General features: G+C 52.8%; 10 protein-coding genes and 1 pseudogene. 10 read left to right on the top strand and 1 reads right to left on the bottom strand.

Annotated features, from left to right (window positions below; genetic code table 11):
• Window positions 1-120 precede the first annotated feature (120 nt).
• The 6 genes and pseudogenes from T496_RS0101415 to T496_RS13155 all read left to right on the top strand — a co-directional run.
• Window positions 121-5,547 (top strand): alpha-2-macroglobulin family protein, encoded by a 5,427-nt coding sequence (locus T496_RS0101415; RefSeq protein ID WP_027449163.1) that lies wholly within the window; start codon window positions 121-123, stop codon window positions 5,545-5,547.
• Entirely contained in the window at window positions 5,544-6,620 is a 1,077-nt protein-coding gene (locus T496_RS0101410; RefSeq protein ID WP_027449162.1) for a DUF1573 domain-containing protein, read from the top strand. Before T496_RS0101415 ends, T496_RS0101410 begins: the two co-directional genes overlap by 4 nt.
• An 8-nt stretch (window positions 6,621-6,628) precedes the next feature.
• Window positions 6,629-7,729 (top strand): methylmalonyl Co-A mutase-associated GTPase MeaB, encoded by a 1,101-nt coding sequence (gene meaB, locus T496_RS0101405; RefSeq protein ID WP_027449161.1) that lies wholly within the window; start codon window positions 6,629-6,631, stop codon window positions 7,727-7,729.
• Window positions 7,730-7,735: 6 nt separating this feature from the next.
• On the top strand, window positions 7,736-8,587 hold the full coding sequence (locus T496_RS0101400) for a 4-hydroxy-3-methylbut-2-enyl diphosphate reductase (protein WP_027449160.1): 852 nt from the start codon (window positions 7,736-7,738) through the stop codon (window positions 8,585-8,587).
• Window positions 8,588-8,599: 12 nt separating this feature from the next.
• A complete protein-coding gene (locus T496_RS0101395; protein WP_027449159.1) occupies window positions 8,600-11,614 on the top strand; it encodes a PEP/pyruvate-binding domain-containing protein in 3,015 nt (1,004 codons plus the stop codon).
• Window positions 11,615-11,640: 26 nt separating this feature from the next.
• Window positions 11,641-12,780, top strand: a pseudogene (locus tag T496_RS13155) (PIG-L family deacetylase); the annotation flags it as partial.
• Window positions 12,781-13,575: 795 nt separating this feature from the next.
• Here the strand turns inward: T496_RS13155 and T496_RS0101385 are convergent.
• Entirely contained in the window at window positions 13,576-13,845 is a 270-nt protein-coding gene (locus T496_RS0101385; protein ID WP_027449158.1) for a TIGR03905 family TSCPD domain-containing protein, read from the bottom strand.
• A 153-nt stretch (window positions 13,846-13,998) separates the two neighbouring features.
• Here T496_RS0101385 and era point away from each other — a divergent pair, with 153 nt between their 5' ends.
• The 4 genes from era to T496_RS0101365 all read left to right on the top strand — a co-directional run bounded on the left by era (window position 13,999) and on the right by T496_RS0101365 (window position 17,654).
• On the top strand, window positions 13,999-14,883 hold the full coding sequence (era, locus tag T496_RS0101380; protein ID WP_027449157.1) for a GTPase Era: 885 nt from the start codon (window positions 13,999-14,001) through the stop codon (window positions 14,881-14,883).
• A gap of 157 nt (window positions 14,884-15,040) precedes the next feature.
• A complete protein-coding gene (gene der / locus T496_RS0101375; RefSeq protein WP_027449156.1) occupies window positions 15,041-16,354 on the top strand; it encodes a ribosome biogenesis GTPase Der in 1,314 nt (437 codons plus the stop codon).
• 6 nt (window positions 16,355-16,360) lie between these two features.
• On the top strand, window positions 16,361-16,753 hold the full coding sequence (locus T496_RS0101370; RefSeq protein WP_027449155.1) for a hypothetical protein: 393 nt from the start codon (window positions 16,361-16,363) through the stop codon (window positions 16,751-16,753).
• A gap of 25 nt (window positions 16,754-16,778) precedes the next feature.
• Window positions 16,779-17,654, top strand: coding sequence for a YicC/YloC family endoribonuclease (locus T496_RS0101365; protein ID WP_027449154.1), 876 nt, complete (start codon window positions 16,779-16,781; stop codon window positions 17,652-17,654).
• The last annotated feature ends 74 nt before the right edge of the window (window positions 17,655-17,728 follow it).

The following is a 17,728-nucleotide window of genomic DNA, read 5'->3' as shown; positions in this document are numbered from 1 at the left end:
CAGACAAGCGCCCTCAGCAGCCAAGCACTCGTCTTATTTCGTTAAACTTTCTTTTTTTAACGCTACATTCCCCCCGTGTATCAATATTTATTTGTAACTTTGCTCAAAATGTGAGCTCCAATGAAGAAGTATATAATGATTACAGCCATCCTGCTGATGGCATCAACCACCTTATTGTATGGTCAATCCAAATTGACCTATGCTAATCTTTGGAAACAGGCCAACGATGCTGAAGAAAAAGATTTGCCTCGCACACAGATCACCATTCTTAAAAAAATTGCCCATAAAGCAGAGAAAGAAAAGAACTACGGCCAACTGCTGAAAGCCGAACTTTCAGAAGCCAAAGCCATCACCACCATCTCTGTTGACTCACTGAAGTCTGCCGTTGAACGCTTGGAGCAACGCGAGCAGAAGGCAGAAGGCAAGTGGGCGCTTCAAGCCGTCTATGATGCTGTACTCACAACGATATATGAAAACAATGCGCAGTCTTTCGACGATGCCAGACAACAAGCCGCGAGCTATCGCGAGAAGGCACTTTCCCACCCAGACGTTTTAGCCGCCACAAAGACAACAGACTATACGCCTTTTGTCATCAAAGGGAAAGATAGCCATTTCTTCAACGACGATCTGCTGAGTATCATTGGCTACGAAACCGGTCAGACCAAGAAACTTCACAAATACTATCTGACCACGTCCAACCGCGAGGCACAGCTTCTCACGGCCATCGTCGACGCCACCCCCCGGCAGCTCGACTCGCTCATGACCTGCTATGGCGACCTGGACGTTTGCGGCGAAGCAGCCATCAGCCGCTATGAGAAGATGTCGTATGCCGATGTCGCCGAGCGCATTGCCTTCATCGACAATGCGCTGCAGCGCTGGGGCAATTGGCCACGCATGAACGAATTGCGCAATGCCCGCATGCGACTGGTCCAGGAACGGTTCTCCGTCAGTATCGGCAAGCACATCACCATCCCTGACCATGAGCAGAAGATTGCCATCCAAAATCTGAGAGGCATCAACCAGCTGTCGATGCAGATCTACAAGGTGAAAGCCGATGGAAACATCACGTTGAATCCCAACAATGTCGGTGACTATGAGAAACTTAAGCCACTTCTCACCACAACACCTTTCAGTTGTAAGCGTCAGTATTCAGACTGGAAAGGATACGAGCTACTTAACGACTCCCTCACACTTCCTGGTCTGCCAGCAGGCATCTATCTGCTTGAGTTCACATCGCGTCCCACTACATCTACCGCACGATTTCTCTATTTCGTCAGCAACGTCCGTTTGCTTTCGCAAAGCCAGCCCAACAACTACACGCGCTATGTGGTTGTCAACGCCACCACGGGCCAACCTATAGCTGGTGCTTCTGTCCGTCTGACTACAAATGACAAGGTCACCACACTCACCACTGGCGCAAAGGGTGAATGTTTCTATCAGTTCAAGGACGATCAGCGCGCAGAAGCATATGCTTCGACTAAGGACGACCCATTCTTTCCAAGTTCTTACTCCTACCGTCTTTATTCCTCCAAGAAAGAAACACGCGACATCAACTTTGTCGAGATCATGACCGACCGGGCCATCTATCGTCCTGGTCAGAAAGTTCACATGGCTGCCATTGCCTATCTCACCACTAAAGACAACGCCCACCGTGTGCTAAGCGGCAAGAAGCTCACAGCCTCTTTATATGATGCCAACAGCACCCTTTTGGAGGAGAAACAACTTCTCACCGATTCGTTTGGCACCGTCAGCACCGAATTTGCCCTGCCCACCAAGGGCATGACAGGTCATTATCACTTGCGTGTTGACGGCAAGAACCATTACTTCCGCGTGGAAGAATACAAGCGCCCCACGTTCCTGGTCGAGTTTCCCAAGGTGGAGCAAGACTACAAAGCTGGCGATACACTTACCATCAACGCATCGGCCAAGAACTATGCCGGCATACCTGTTCAAAACGCCAAGGTGACCTATCGCGTAGAGCGTCGTCGTGCCTGGTGGTGGTTTGCCAACATGCGCTATTGGGACACCCTGTGGTTTGGCAACCAACTGCAAGACGAGACCATCGCCACGGGCAAGGCCACGACCGATACCAACGGCCAGTTCGAGGTCAAGCTACCACTGACGATGCCCGAAACCGAGCATCCTTTCTTCTGCAACTTCATTGTGACTGCCGACGTCACAGACATGGCTGGCGAGACACGCCACGGCGAACTCACGGTTCCTCTTGGCAATCGCAAGACTGCACTGAGCATTGACGTGGAAGACAAGATGCTGGCCGAGAAGATGACACTGCCCACATTACACCTCAGAAATGCTGCTGGCAACGACCTTATACGCAAGGTTCGCTACCAGTTGGATGGCGGAAAATGGAGAACCATAGAGACCCGTGCAGCTATCAACCTGCCCCACCTGAAGAGCGGTAAGCACACACTCAAGGCTGAATACGAAGATGAGGTCGTTGAAAAGTCGTTCGTCATCTTCTCACTCAACGATACGAAGCCGGCAGAAGAGACCGACGACTGGTTCTACCTCTCCGACGAACGTTTCCCGAATGACGGCACGCCCGTTACCCTCCAGATAGGCTCTTCTGCCAAGGATGTACACATCATCTACACCATTGCAGCAGGCGACGCCATCATCGAGCAAGGCTCTGTTGACAAGTCCAACGAGCTTATCAACCGCAAGCTGACCTACAAGCCCACTTATGGCGATGGTCTATCCCTGAGCTACGCATGGGCCAAGGAGGGACGCGTTTACACTCACAGTTTCACCATCCTCCGCCCGATGGAAGACAAGAAACTGAAACTGCACTGGGAGACGTTCCGCGACAGGCTCACACCTGGTCAGCAAGAGGAATGGACCCTGAAGGTTGACCCTGTCACAGCGGGAGGTACCCAGCTCATGGCCACCCTGTTCGACAAGAGTCTCGACCAGCTCACCAAGCACGAATGGAGCTTCGAGCCCTTCACCAGTTTCTCTGTGCCATTCCTAAGCTGGAACTATAAGGAGGGATATAATGCTCAGAGATTTGCCACACGCAAGCTCACCCTTCTGAAAGTAGAGGATCTCAAGTTGAGTCATTTCGACAACTCATGCTATCCCAGCATGTGGTATCCTCACGCCACGACCGTGACAAGACGTGGATTAAATCTGGCCGAAGTTCCTGTCAAAAGGACTAATGCCGACTCCAAAGTATATGCATGCCTTGAGGCTTCCGATGCTCTAATAGGCTCTTTCGGCAATGTTATTACCACCGGAAGTGCTGGTTTAAAGAAAAATACTGCCAACAATGCACAGTCAGCACAGGCCACAAGCGCTACCCCTCAAGTTTCCATGCGTGAAAACCTGCAGGAGACGGCCTTCTTCTATCCACAGATGCTGGCAGATGCTGATGGTCGCATCTCTATGAAGTTCACTTTGCCCGAGAGTCTCACCTCCTGGCGCTTCATCGGACTGGCTCATACCAAAGATATGAAATATGGACTGCTGGAGGGTGAAGCCGTGGCTAAGAAGGATGTGATGATCCAGCCCAACCTGCCCCGCTTCATTCGCATGGGCGACGAGGCCACCATCAGCGCACGCATCTTCAACACCAGCGACCACGCTGTAGAGGGCACCGCCCAACTGGAATTGCTCGATCCCGAAACGATGCAAGTTCTGCACGCCGACAGCCGTACCACTTTGGTTACGGCAAACTCCACCTTTGCCGTAACTTTCCCTTATGTTTGCCGTAACCAAAGTCAGGGTTTGGTAGTAGCAAAGTTATCCTTTGCCGGCGAAGGCTTCAGCGACGGCGAACAGCACTACCTTCCCATCCTGTCCGACAAAGAGCAGATGACCGTCACCATCCCATTCACACAGACGGTTCCTGGCACCAAGACCATCGACCTGGCTGCCATGATCCCTGCCGATGCCACACATCCCCGACTCACGTTCGAATACACCAATAATCCTGCATGGCTCATGATCCAGGCCCTGCCCACCGTGGCTCATGCCGACGACCAGTGCGCCATCTGCCAGGCTGCTGCGCTCTACTCTAATACCGTGGGACGCCACATCCTGGAGCAGAACCCGCAGGCCAAGCACCTCATCGAGGCCTGGAAGCAAGAGACTACCGACGAGACATCGCTGATGAGCGCTCTCGAGAAAAACGAAGAACTGAAGGATCTGCTACTCAGCGAGACGCCCTGGATGGCTGATGCCCGCCATGAGACCGAGCAGAAGCGCCAGCTCTCCGACTTCTTCGACAACTCACTGATGAACGCCCGCATCGCATCGGCCACCAGACAGCTCGACATGCTACAGCAGTTTGATGGTTCATGGAGCTGGTGGCCTGGCATGAGTGGGTCGTTCTTCATCACCGTTGAGGTCAGCGAGATGCTGGTACGCCTGAACCAGATGGCAGGCGAGCAGGAAGATGTCAAGAAGATGCTGAAAGCCTCGTTCTCTTTCATGGATCAGGAAATCATCAAGATGGTCAAGGAGATGAAGCAAGACGAGAAGAAGGGTCATCGCCAGTCGTTCCCCTCCTACAAGGCGCTGCAGTATCTATACATGTCGAAGCTCAGCGGCAGAACGCTCTCTGCCAAGGTCAGCGAGGCACAAAGCTACCTCAAGAAACTACTGAAGAAAGACATCAAGCGCCAAACCATCTACGAGAAAGCGCTCACCGCCATCAGCCTCGAGTCGCCTGCTTACCTCAAGAGTATCAAGGAGCACACGGTATACAAGGAGGACATGGGACGCTACTTCGACACGCCACGCGCCACCTACTCTTGGCGCGACTATCGCATTCCCACCCAGGTGGCTGTCATCGAAGCCCTGCAACGCCTGACGCCTGCCGACACGACGACGATCGACGAGATGCGCCGCTGGCTCCTGCAGCAGAAGCGTACACAGGCTTGGGACACACCTATCAACAGCGTCAATGCCATCCATGCCTTCTTAGGTCAGCAGTCTTCACAGACCTTACAGGGCAACCAGCGTTCTCAGACCGTCTTAAAAGTAGATAATCAGCTCATCGACATGCCAAAGGCCACCGCTGGTCTGGGCTACGTCAAGAGCACACAGGACTATCAGGGTGCTAAGACCTTCACCGCCGAAAAGACCACCACTGGCACCAGTTGGGGAGCCGTCTATGCACAGTTCTTGCAGCCTGCTGCCAACATCCAGTCGGAGGGCAGCGAGATCAGCGTGAAGCGCGAGATCATCGCCGACCAGCCCCTGAAGGTGGGCAACCGCGTAAAAGTGCGCATCATCATCAAGACTGAGCGCGATCTGGACTTCGTCGAGGTCATCGACAAGCGTGCCGCCTGCATGGAGCCCGTCAACCAACTGAGTGGCTACCGCAATGGCTACTACTGCGCACCCAAAGACAATGCCACCTATTATTATTTCGACCGTCTGCCCAAGGGCAAGCGCGTCATCGAGACAGAATACTATATCGACCGCCCCGGCACCTACGAGACAGGCGCGCTCACCGCTGGCTGTGCCTATGCTCCCGAGTTCCGCGGCCAAACAGCATCAGAAACAATCATCGTAAAATGAAAAAGATACTGACTCTCACCTTGTTTTGCCTGACTGCATTCACCATTCAGGCACAGAAGCTGACCATCAGCAAGCAAACGATAGACGTAGGCAAGACGGCCTACGAAGTCCCCATCACCGGCACCTTTGAGCTGAAGAACAGAGGTCCCAGGAGCATCGTCATCACCAATGTCAAAGCCGACTGTGGCTGCACCAAGACGGAATGGCCCAAGAGGAGCATCTCTTCGGGCGAGAAGTTCACCATCTCGATGACCTACGATGCCCGCATGCTGGGACATTTCAACAAGCAGATCGCCGTTTATTGCCGCACCAGCGGTCGCACGTCGAAGACGGAGATAAAACCTGTCTATCTGAAGATGAAAGGTGTGGTCCTGGCCGAGGCTTCTACCGAGAACATGGCCGAGAAATATCCCTACGACCTGAATGGACTGCGCGCAGACATCAACAATCTGGAGTTCGACGATGTGAACAAGGGCGATGTGCGCCAGGCTGAGTTCAACATCTACAACAACACCAGCTCGGTCATCACACCCAACATGCTACATCTGCCTCCCTACCTCGCGGCAAAGGCCATCCCCGAGAAGCTGAGCCCTTATCGCACGGGTAAGATGATTGTAACGCTGAATAGCCAGAAGGTCTATGGCATGGGACTCACCCAGACATCCATCTATCTGGCCAGCACTCTGGGCGAGTCTATCCGTTCCGAGATTGAGATTCCCGTATCGGTGGTGTTGCTGCCCGACATGTCTAAGTTCGACGGCAACAACAAGCAGTTTGCGCCCAAGATGCAGCTGTCATCCAGCGAACTGTCACTGGATGCCAAGCACAAGAGCGGCGTCATCACCATCACCAACCAGGGACGCACCCCACTCAAGATTTCGTCCATGCAGCTCTTCACCAAGGGTGTGAAAGTGCAACTCAACAAGAGCGAGCTGCAACCTGGCGAGGTAGCCACCCTGAAAGCCAAGGTCTATCCTAACGACCTGAAGAAGGTGCGCTCTAAGCCACGTATTCTCATGATTACCAATGATCCTGACCATGCGAAAGTGGTCATCAGCATCAACTACAAATAAAGAAGACTATGGAGCACCCCGAGAACAGTTCTGAATATGCAGGTCTGCAGGTGAACAGCGGTGTGGAGCAACCCTCCATCATCAATCCTTACCTGAAGCGCAACCGCATACGCCGTCGTGAACTCACGGCCGACGAGATGGTGGAGGGCATCCTGAAAGGCGATGTCACCATTCTTTCGCAGGCTGTCACGCTGATAGAGAGCACCAACCCCGCCCACCAAGCTAAGGCTCAGGAGGTGATCAACAAATGTCTGCCCTACAGCGGCAAGTCGGTGCGCATCGGCATCAGTGGCGTTCCCGGCGCCGGCAAGTCCACCTCTATTGATGAGTTTGGCATCCACCTGCTGAAAGAGAAAGGCGGTCGCCTGGCCGTACTGGCTATCGACCCTTCTTCCGAACGAACCAAGGGAAGCATCCTGGGCGACAAGACCCGCATGGAGAAGTTGGCCGTACATCCCGACTCCTTCATTCGCCCTAGCCCATCGGCAGGGTCACTGGGTGGCGTAGCGCGTAAGACGCGCGAGACTATCATCCTCTGCGAGGCCGCCGGCTTCGACAAGATTTTCGTCGAGACCGTGGGCGTAGGACAGAGCGAGACAGCCTGTCACTCGATGGTCGATTTCTTCCTGCTCATCCAGGTGGCTGGCACTGGCGACGAGCTGCAAGGCATCAAGCGAGGCATCATGGAAATCAGCGATGGTATTGTCATCAACAAATGTGACGGCGACAATGTGGACCGCTGTCAAATGGCAGCCACCAACTTCCTCAACGCGCTGCACTTCTTCCCCATGCCCGAAAGCGGTTGGACGCCCAAGGTGCTGTGCTACAGTGGCTTCTATGGCACTGGTGTCAAGGAGGTCTGGGACATGATCTACGAGTATTTCGCCTTTGTGAAGCAGAATGGCTATTTCGACCATCGCCGCAACGAGCAGGCTAAATACTGGATGTACGAGAGCATCAACGAACATCTGCGCCTGAGTTTCTACAACAATCCGCAGATCAAAGCACAACTCAACGCTGCCGAGCAGACGGTACTGGCCGGGCAGAAGACGTCATTCGTTGCCGCCCAGGATCTGCTCGACGATTATTTTAAATTGCTAAAACAGTAAAGCTTAATGTTACAAGTTGAAATAGATGAAGGCAGTGGCTTCTGCTTCGGAGTGACCACCGCCATCAAGAAAGCTGAGGAGGAACTGAAAAAAGGCAAGACGCTCTACTGCCTGGGCGACATTGTCCATAATGGCATGGAGTGCGAACGACTGAAACAGATGGGCCTCATCACCATCACGCACGAGGATATGAAGCAGCTGCACGACGTGAAAGTACTATTGCGTGCGCATGGCGAGCCCCCCGCCACCTACGAACTGGCGCGCCAGAACAACATCGAGATCATCGATGCCACCTGCCCAGTGGTACTGAAGTTACAGAACCGCATCAAGCAGCAGTACGACACGGCCAAGAGCCAGATTGTCATCTTCGGCAAGAAAGGTCATGCCGAGGTGCTTGGACTTGTCGGTCAGACCGAGGGCTCGGCCATCGTCATCGAGAACTTTGAAGAGGTGAAACAGCTTGACTTCACGCACGACATCTATCTGTATAGTCAGACCACCAAGTCGCTCGACGAGTTTCATCGCATCATCGAGTATATCCAGGCGCATATCTCGCCCGAGGCCACCTTTAAGAGCTTCGACACGATTTGCCGCTCGGTGGCCAACCGCATGCCCAACATATCGCAGTTTGCCACCCGCCACGACCTGATTCTCTTTGTCTGCGGGCGCAAGAGTTCTAATGGCAAAGTGCTGTTCAACGAGTGTCTGCGCGTGAACCCCAACTCGCACCTTATCGAAGGACCTGAAGAGATCAACTCCGAATGGCTGAAAGACATCGAGACCATTGGCATCTGTGGTGCCACCAGCACACCTAAGTGGCTCATGGAACAGTGCCGCGATGCCCTGCTAAAACTATAAATACGACTCATTATGGCTAACATACCACAAGAATTCAATTCTTTCTACCTGAAGGATGTATCGTTCATCAACCTGATGACTCGCCGTATCTTCAACGTACTCATCGTGGCTAACCCTTATGATGCCTTCATGCTGGAAGACGACGGGCGCGTCGATGAGAAAGTGTTCGACGAATATACCGAACTGGGCATGCGCTACCCACCCACCTTCACGCAGGTTTCTACCACCGAAGAGGCCAATGAGGTGCTGAAGACCACCGACATCGACCTGGTGATTTGCATGCCTGGTAATGCCGACAACGATGCCTTCACCGTGGCTCGCGAGGTGAAACAGGTTCACCCGCAGATTCCTTGCGTGGTGCTGACGCCTTTCTCACACGGCATCACACGCCGCATGCAAGACGAGGATATGTCTATCTTCGACTACGTGTTCTGCTGGTTGGGCAACACCAACCTCATCCTCTCCATCATCAAACTGATTGAGGACCAGATGAACATTGACCACGACATCCGCGAGGCCGATGTGCAGATGATTCTGCTGGTGGAGGACAATATTCGTTTCTACTCGTCTATCCTGCCCAACCTCTACAACTATATCCTAGCACAGAGCAAGCGTTTCTCGACCGAGGCACTGAACCCTCATGCTGCGGCCCAGCGCAAACGCGGACGCCCCAAGGTGGTGCTGGCCACCAACTACGAGGAGGCCATGTCTTTCTACCTGAAGTATAAAGACAACGTGCAGGGCGTCATCAGCGATACCCGCTTTCCCATGAAAGCATCGGTGAACCGCCTCTCGCACATGGAAGAGGGCGACCCCGAGGCCGGACTGAAACTGTTTCGCGAGATTCGCAAGCACGACGAGTTCGTGCCATTGATTCTGCAGAGCTCAGAGACCGTCAACAAGCAGAAGGCTGAGGCCGAGGGCTATGACTTCATAGACAAGAACTCTAAGAAGTTCAATGTGGATCTGCGCAATCTGCTGGAGGAGCATCTGGGCTTTGGCGACTTCATCTTCCGCGACCCGGAAACCAAAGAGGAGGTGATGCGCGTGCGCTCATTGAAAGAGTTGCAAGACAACATCTTCAAGATTCCTCACGACTCGCTGATGCACCACATCCGCCGCAACCACATGAGTCGCTGGTTGTGTGCACGTGCCATCTTCCCTGTATCGCAATTTCTGAAGCACGTCACCTGGCACAAGTTGCAGGATGTTGATGCCCACCGTCAGATCATCTTCGATGCCATCGTGCAGTATCGCAAGATGAAGAACATTGGCGTGGTGGCCGTCTTCGACCGTGCTAAGTTCGACCGCTATGCCCACTTTGCCCGCATCGGCGATGGTTCGCTGGGCGGAAAAGGTCGTGGTTTGGCTTTTCTCGACAATATTATCAAGCGCCATCCCGAGCTCAACAAGTTCGAGAATGCACCTGTACAGATTCCGAAGACGGTGGTGCTCTGCACCGACTTCTTCGACGAGTTCATGGACTCCAACAATCTGTGGAGCATTGCCCTGAGCGATGCCCCCGACGATGTCATCCTTCAACACTTCCTGAAGGCGCAGTTGCCCGATGCACTGATAGAGGACTTCTTCATCTTCTTCGAAGCCATCAAGAAGCCTATCGCTATCCGTTCGTCATCGCTGCTCGAAGACTCTCACTACCAGCCTTTCGCTGGTATCTATTCCACCTATATGATTCCCTGGCTCGACGACAAGTACGAGATGCTGAGCATGCTGGCATGCGCCATTAAGAGTGTCTATGCCTCGGTTTACTATCGCGACTCGAAAGCCTATATGACGGCCACGCAGAACGTCATCGACCAGGAAAAAATGGCAGTCATCATCCAGGAGGTGGTGGGCCAACAGTATGGCGACCTCTACTACCCCACCTTCTCAGGTGTGCTGCGCTCGCTGAACTACTACCCCATTGGCGACGAGACGGCCGAAGAGGGCATTGCTTCACTGGCGCTGGGACTGGGAAAATACATCGTGGATGGCGGACAGACGCTGCGTGTATCGCCCTATCATCCGCATCAGATTCTGCAGACCAGCGAGATGGAGACGGCGCTACGCGACACGCAGACACGCTTCTATGCGCTCGACATGTCGCACGTAGGCACCGACTTCAAGGTCGACGACGGATTCAACATCAAGAGCCTGCGCGTGAAACAGGCCGACCAGGACGGTTCGCTGCGCTACATCGCTTCTACGTTCGACCCTATGGACCAGATCATCCGTCCTGGCATCTACGAGGGCGGACGCAAGGTCATCACCTTCGACGGTGTGCTGCAGCAGGGTGTATTCCCACTGCCCGAGATTCTGCAACTGGCTCAGAAGTTCGGTGCCGAGGAGATGCGTCGCCCCGTAGAGATTGAGTTTGCTTGCAATCTGGACACCACTTCCACCAATCCTTCGGGCGGTGCTACTGGTTCGTTCTATCTGCTTCAGATTCGTCCTATCGTTGACTCTAAGCAGGTGCTTGACGAAGACCTGCAGAAGATTTCCGACGAGCAGTGCCTCATGCGTTCTCACAACTCGTTGGGACACGGCATCTCCGAAGATGTGGTCGATGTGGTTTACGTCAAAACCGACGAGAACTTCACGGCCTCTAACAACCCGATGATTGCTTGCGACATTGAGAAGATCAACCGCAAGTTCCTGGACGAAGGCAAGAACTACATTCTGATTGGTCCAGGTCGCTGGGGCTCCAGCGACTACTGGCTGGGCATCCCCGTGAAGTGGCCGCATATCTCTGCCGCTCGCGTCATTGTAGAGGCGGGCTTGAAGAACTATCATGTGGACCCCTCGCAGGGCACTCACTTCTTCCAGAACCTCACCTCTTTTGGTGTGGGCTACTTCACCATCAACACCTACACAGGCGATGGTGTGCTGCAAAAAGACATCCTCGATGCTATGCCTGCCGTCGAAGAGACCGAATACGTGCGCCACGTGCGCTTTGACCGGCCGCTGAAGATCATGATGGACGGCAAGAAGCAGCAGGGCGTCGTCCTGTTACCTGAAGAAAACTAAAAACAATACCTATGTTGAATCTCAATCTAACTACTACTATTCAGATGCCCGACCACGCCTTGCGTCGGGCCGTCATCGAGCTATGCCGCAAGGTGGGGAAACCCGTGCTGAAGCTATCGACAAAAGACTATGAAGACAACGGACTGGGGCACCTGGTGCAACAGTTCGACGGACAGGCCGGACTGGTCAACATCGCCGTGTTCAACGAGCTGCAGCACACCATCACCGGATGGCCTGGCGGCAAACCGAATGCCGACGACAGCACACGCCCTGAGCGGGCACTGCCCTACCCCAAGCGCGTCATCGTGTTCTCGCCGCATCCCGACGATGATGTCATCTCGATGGGTGGCACCATCCGCCGACTGATACAGCAGCATCATGATGTACACATTGCTTATCAGACCAGTGGCAACATTGCCGTGGCCGACGAGGAGGTGCGCCTCTACATGCACTTCATCAACGGTTTCAATAAGCTCTTTGCCAACGATAGCGACGAGGTCATCAAGAGCTACTATCGCAACATCATGGGCTATATCAAGCAGAAGAGCGAGGGCGACCTCGACACGGCTGCTGTGCTCACCGTCAAGAAGTTGATACGCCGTGGCGAGGCACGCAATGCCTGTGGCTACAACGGCATCACCAAAGACCACACACACTTCCTCGACCTGCCTTTCTATGAGAGTGGAAAGATAGAAAAGTTGCCCGTCACCGAGCGCGACGTGCACATCGTACAGAAGCTCATTGCCGACATCCAGCCACACCAGATCTACGTGGCTGCCGACCTGGCCGACCCACATGGCACCCACCGCAAGTGTACCAACGTGGTGCTGGCCGCCATCGACCAGGAGAGACAGGCTGGTGCTGCCTGGCTCAACGACTGTCGCATCTGGATGTATCGTGGTGCGTGGGCAGAATGGGACGTGGCCGACATTGAGATGTGTGTGCCCATGTCGCCTGAGGAACTGCGCGAGAAGCGCAATGCCATTCTGCGCCATCAGAGTCAGATGGAGAGTGCCCCCTTCCTGGGCAACGACGAGCGCCTGTTCTGGCAGCGAGCCGAAGACCGCAACCGCGACACCGCCCGCCGCTACGACGAATTGGGCCTTGCCTGCTACGAAGCCATGGAGGCATTTGTGGAATATCACTTTCCATCCGGATCCAAGTAAAAATCATCTACGGAATTTGGCACTTTAAGATAATTGTCCTATCATTGAACTTGCATTTACAGTTACTTTTCGTAGGATATATGACAAAAAAGAGTTGCACATCAATGCAACTCTTTTTTTATGGAGTAGTGTCGATAAAGGCTTGCTCCTCTCGGATTTACCGGATAGTCAAAAAAGGAAACTTTTGACGTTGCAAAGATAAGAACAATTTCTATAAGTTCCAAATTTTTGCTGTTCTTTTTATTTTTTGTTATTCTTTTTACGCAGAGAATAAAGCATCAACACATAACAATAGTGGCACTTTTGCATGCTAAGAGTGGCACTATTGATGCTTAATACTGGGGCTTTCTAGTTGCGGAAGCGATTGTTTGAATTTGATTCTAGGGGCTAGAAACGGTATTTCTAGGGGCTAGAATGAGGGCGTCCAGGGGCTAGAATGGATGTATCTAGGGGCTAGAATCGACATTTCTAGGGGCTAGAACGAGGACAATAGTGCCACTTTTGCACGTCAAGAGTGGCACTATTGATGTGCAAAAGTGGCGCTTTCTGCTTGCAAAAGTTACTGTTTTGATTTGAATCTAGAGTTTAGAAAGGAGGTTTCTAGACTCTAGAATGCACGTTTCTAGACTCTAGATGAGGGCTGTCTAAAGTCTAGAAATGACAATTCTAGACTCTAGAACGGAAACAAGAGCGCCACTATCGCACGTCGAGAGTGCCACTACTACACGTCGAGAGTACCACTATTGGCTGTTCAAACGGCGTGGATGAAGTAAGAAAAAGGGCTAACAAATATCGTTATGCCAAAGGAGCAGCCTTGAGTTGTTCCAGCGCACGACAGAGCTGATCGGGGCACGAGGTGCTGCGCGCACCGCAATGGATGCCATTGAGCTTGCTGATGACATCGTCGATGTGCTGACCGGTGACCAACTTGCTGACGCCCTGCAGGTTGCCATTGCAACCACCCACAAAGAACACCTGCTGGATGATATTGTTCTCATCGGCTGTGACGTCAATCAGTTTTGAACAGGTGCCCTGTGTCTCGTAGAGGATATGTTTTGTTTTCATTGATATGCTGTTTGGTGATTCTTTTGATAATCAAGTTTGCCGGTGCAAAGGTACAAAATAAAACGGAAGAAAGGCGATTATTGTGAAAAAGGATGCACATAATTTGCATATTACAAGAAAAATACCGAAATTTGCAACACTTAAACAGATGATATGAAACATAAAGCAGGATTTGTAAACATTGTAGGAAACCCCAACGTGGGTAAGTCGACACTGATGAACCAGCTGGTGGGTGAGCGCATCAGCATCGCCACCTTTAAGGCACAAACCACACGCCACCGCATTATGGGTATTGTGAACACCGACGACATGCAGATTGTGTTTTCTGACACCCCCGGTGTGCTGAAACCCAACTACAAGTTGCAAGAGTCGATGCTGGCTTTCTCGGAGAGTGCGCTGACCGATGCCGACGTGCTGCTCTATGTGACCGACGTGGTGGAAAACCCCGAGAAGAACATGGACTTCCTGGAGAAGGTGCAGAAGATGACCATCCCCGTGATTCTGCTGATCAACAAGATTGACGAGAGCGACCAGAAGACGCTAGGCGACATTGTCACGAAGTGGCACTCGCTACTGCCCAACGCAGAGATTCTGCCCATCTCGGCCAAGAACAAGTTCGGCACCGACATCCTGCTGAAGCGCATCCAGGAGTTGCTGCCCGAGAGTCCGGCCTTCTTCGACAAAGACCAGTTGACCGACAAGCCAGCCCGCTTCTTTGTCAGCGAGATTATCCGCGAGAAGATTCTGCTGTACTACGACAAGGAGATACCCTACTCGGTGGAGGTGGTGGTGGAGCGTTTCAAGGAAGACGACCGACAGATACACATCAACGCCGTGATCTACGTGGAGCGCGACTCGCAGAAGGGCATCATCATTGGCCATCAAGGGGTGGCACTGAAGAAGGTATCTACAGAAGCCCGCAAGACGCTGGAGAAGTTCTTCGACAAACATATCTTCCTGGAGATTTTCGTCAAGGTTGATAAGGACTGGCGCTCGTCGAAAAAAGAACTCGACAATTTTGGCTATAATCCTGATTAACAATAAGAAATATTCTGAAGCACGATGTGTTTCGGAATATTTTTCGTAACTTTAGCTTCACTGAACTTACTCAGCACTCGGAAATGAAAAGAAAAGCTTGCTTTCCTTTTGCGTTTCACTCGTTTTTTCGTAACTTTGCACCCAAATAATACGTATTATGGGAAATTTAGTAGCAATTGTAGGACGTCCCAATGTGGGAAAGTCCACGTTATTCAATAGACTGACTAACAGCCGACAGGCTATTGTGAGCGACGAAGCTGGTACCACACGCGACCGTCAGTATGGTAAGTGTGAGTGGTGCGGACGCGAGTTCTCGGTAGTAGATACCGGCGGTTGGGTAGTCAACAGCGATGACGTTTTTGAAGAAGAGATTCGCAAGCAGGTGCTGGTGGCCACAGAAGAGGCCGACCTGGTGCTGTTCCTTTGCGACATCAAGAACGGTGTGACAGACTGGGACATGGATGTGGCTCAGATTCTGCGCCGTGCCAAGCTGCCAGTGATACTGGTGGCCAACAAGGCCGACGATGGTAAAGACCTGTACGGCCAGTACGACTTCTACAAGTTGGGACTGGGCGATCCCTACTGCATCAGCGCTGCCACAGGTAGCGGTACGGGCGACCTGCTGGACAAGGTGCTGGAGGCACTGCCCGAGAAGCAGAAGGACGAGGCTGAAGACGGCATCCCCCGCTTTGCGGTGGTTGGTCGTCCAAACGCTGGTAAGTCGAGCATCATCAACGCCTTTATCGGCGAGGACCGTCACATCGTGACCGACATTGCCGGCACGACACGTGACTCTATCTATACTCGTTACGACAAGTTCGGATTCGACTTCTACCTGGTGGACACCGCCGGTATCCGTCGTAAGAACAAGGTGTCGGAAGACTTGGAGTTCTACAGCGTCATGCGCTCTTTCCGCGCCATCGAAAACAGCGATGTGTGCATCCTGATGATCGATGCCACACGCGGCATCGAGGCTCAGGACATGAACATCTTCCAGCTGATTCAGAAGAACAACAAGAGCTTGGTAGTGGTGGTCAACAAGTGGGACCTGGTGGAAGAGAAGTCACAGGTGGTCATCGACACCTTCGAGCAGGCCATCCGCAAGCGCATGGCTCCATTCGTTGATTTCCCCATCATCTTTGCCTCGGCACTGACCAAGCAGCGCATCTTCAAGGTGCTGGAAACTGCTAAGGAGGTTTACCTGAACCGCAAGGTGAAGATTGGCACCTCGAAGCTGAACGAGGTGATGCTGCCCATCGTGGAAGCAACACCCCCACCCTCAATCAAGGGTAAGTATATCAAGATTAAGTACGTATCGCAGGTGCCCGACACACAGATACCTACGTTTATCTTCTACGCCAACCTGCCACAGTACATCAAGGAGCCCTACAAGCGCTTCCTGGAGAACAAGATTCGTGAGAACTGGACGCTGACAGGTTCGCCTATCAACGTGTTTGTGCGACAGAAATAAAAGCCGATGAAGAAGACCATTTTTGCAATTGCCACACTGGTGCTGGTCTTCGCAGGCTGCAGCAAAGAGCTGACGCCAGAGGAGAAAGCGCAGGAGGCAGCACTGGCCTACTATAACAGTCTGCTGGCAGGCGACTACGCAGCATTCCTGGGCGGACGTGCCTTCACAGACAGTCTGCCCGACAGCTATCGCGAAGGACTGCTGAAGATCTACCAGCAGTTTCTGGTCAGACAACAGGAGGAGCATGGCGGCGTGGTCAGCATCGAGGCAAACCGCGCCTGCATGGACTCTACGCTGAATGTCATGCAGGTATTCATGAACCTCAACTTCGCCGACTCTACCAAGGAAGAGATTGTTGTCCAGATGATAGAGCACGAGGGAGAGTGGAAGATGAAATAAGAATATTTTTTAGCAATAAAGGATAATGATACAATCAATGACGGGCTACGGCAAGGCAGTCGTAGCATTCAAAGACAAAAAAATCACTGCCGAAATAAAATCACTCAACTCCAAGCAATTGGATTTGACCACACGCATCACCCCACTCTATCGCGAGAAGGAGATGGAGATACGCCAGATGATTGCCGCCCAGCTGGAACGCGGTAAGGTGGACTTCGCACTCTGGATAGAGAAAAATGCTGGCGTAGATGCCACACCTATCAACACTGCACTGGTGGAGAACTACTACCACCAGCTGAAGAGCGTGGCTGAGAAGGTGGGCATACCCGAACCAACCGACTGGCTCTACACGCTGACCCGCATGCCCGACGTGCTGACAAAGACCGAACAGGAGGTGCTCAGCGATGAGGAATGGGTGGCTGCACGCCAAGCCGTAGAGAGTGCCATTACTGCACTGGTGGACTTCCGCAAGCAGGAGGGTGCCGCACTGGAGAAGAAGTTCACCGAGAAGGTGGACAACATCGAGCGTCTGCTGGCAGAGATTGAGCCCTACGAGAAGAGCCGCGTAGAGAAGATTCGTCAGCGCATCGTGGAAGGCCTGCAGCAGATTCCCGGCGTGGAGTACGACAAGAACCGTCTGGAACAGGAGCTCATCTACTATATTGAGAAGCTGGACATCAGTGAAGAGAAGCAGCGCCTGACCAACCACCTGAAATACTTCCGCGAGACCATGGCTAACGGTCATGGTCAGGGCAAGAAGCTGGGCTTCATTGCTCAGGAGATGGGTCGCGAGATCAACACCACTGGTTCGAAGTCTAATCAGGCCGAGATGCAAAACATCGTGGTACAGATGAAAGACGAGCTGGAGCAGATCAAGGAACAGGTGCTGAACGCGCTGTAAGAAGCGGGGCCTCCCCCAACCCCTCCGAAGGAGGGGATCTATAACTCCCATGGACCATCAGAAAGTTTCATATA

It is taken from the genome of Xylanibacter brevis P6B11 (assembly GCF_000621825.1).
Lineage (GTDB): Bacteria > Bacteroidota > Bacteroidia > Bacteroidales > Bacteroidaceae > Prevotella > Prevotella brevis.
This window is presented reverse-complemented; position numbering and strand designations above follow the sequence as displayed.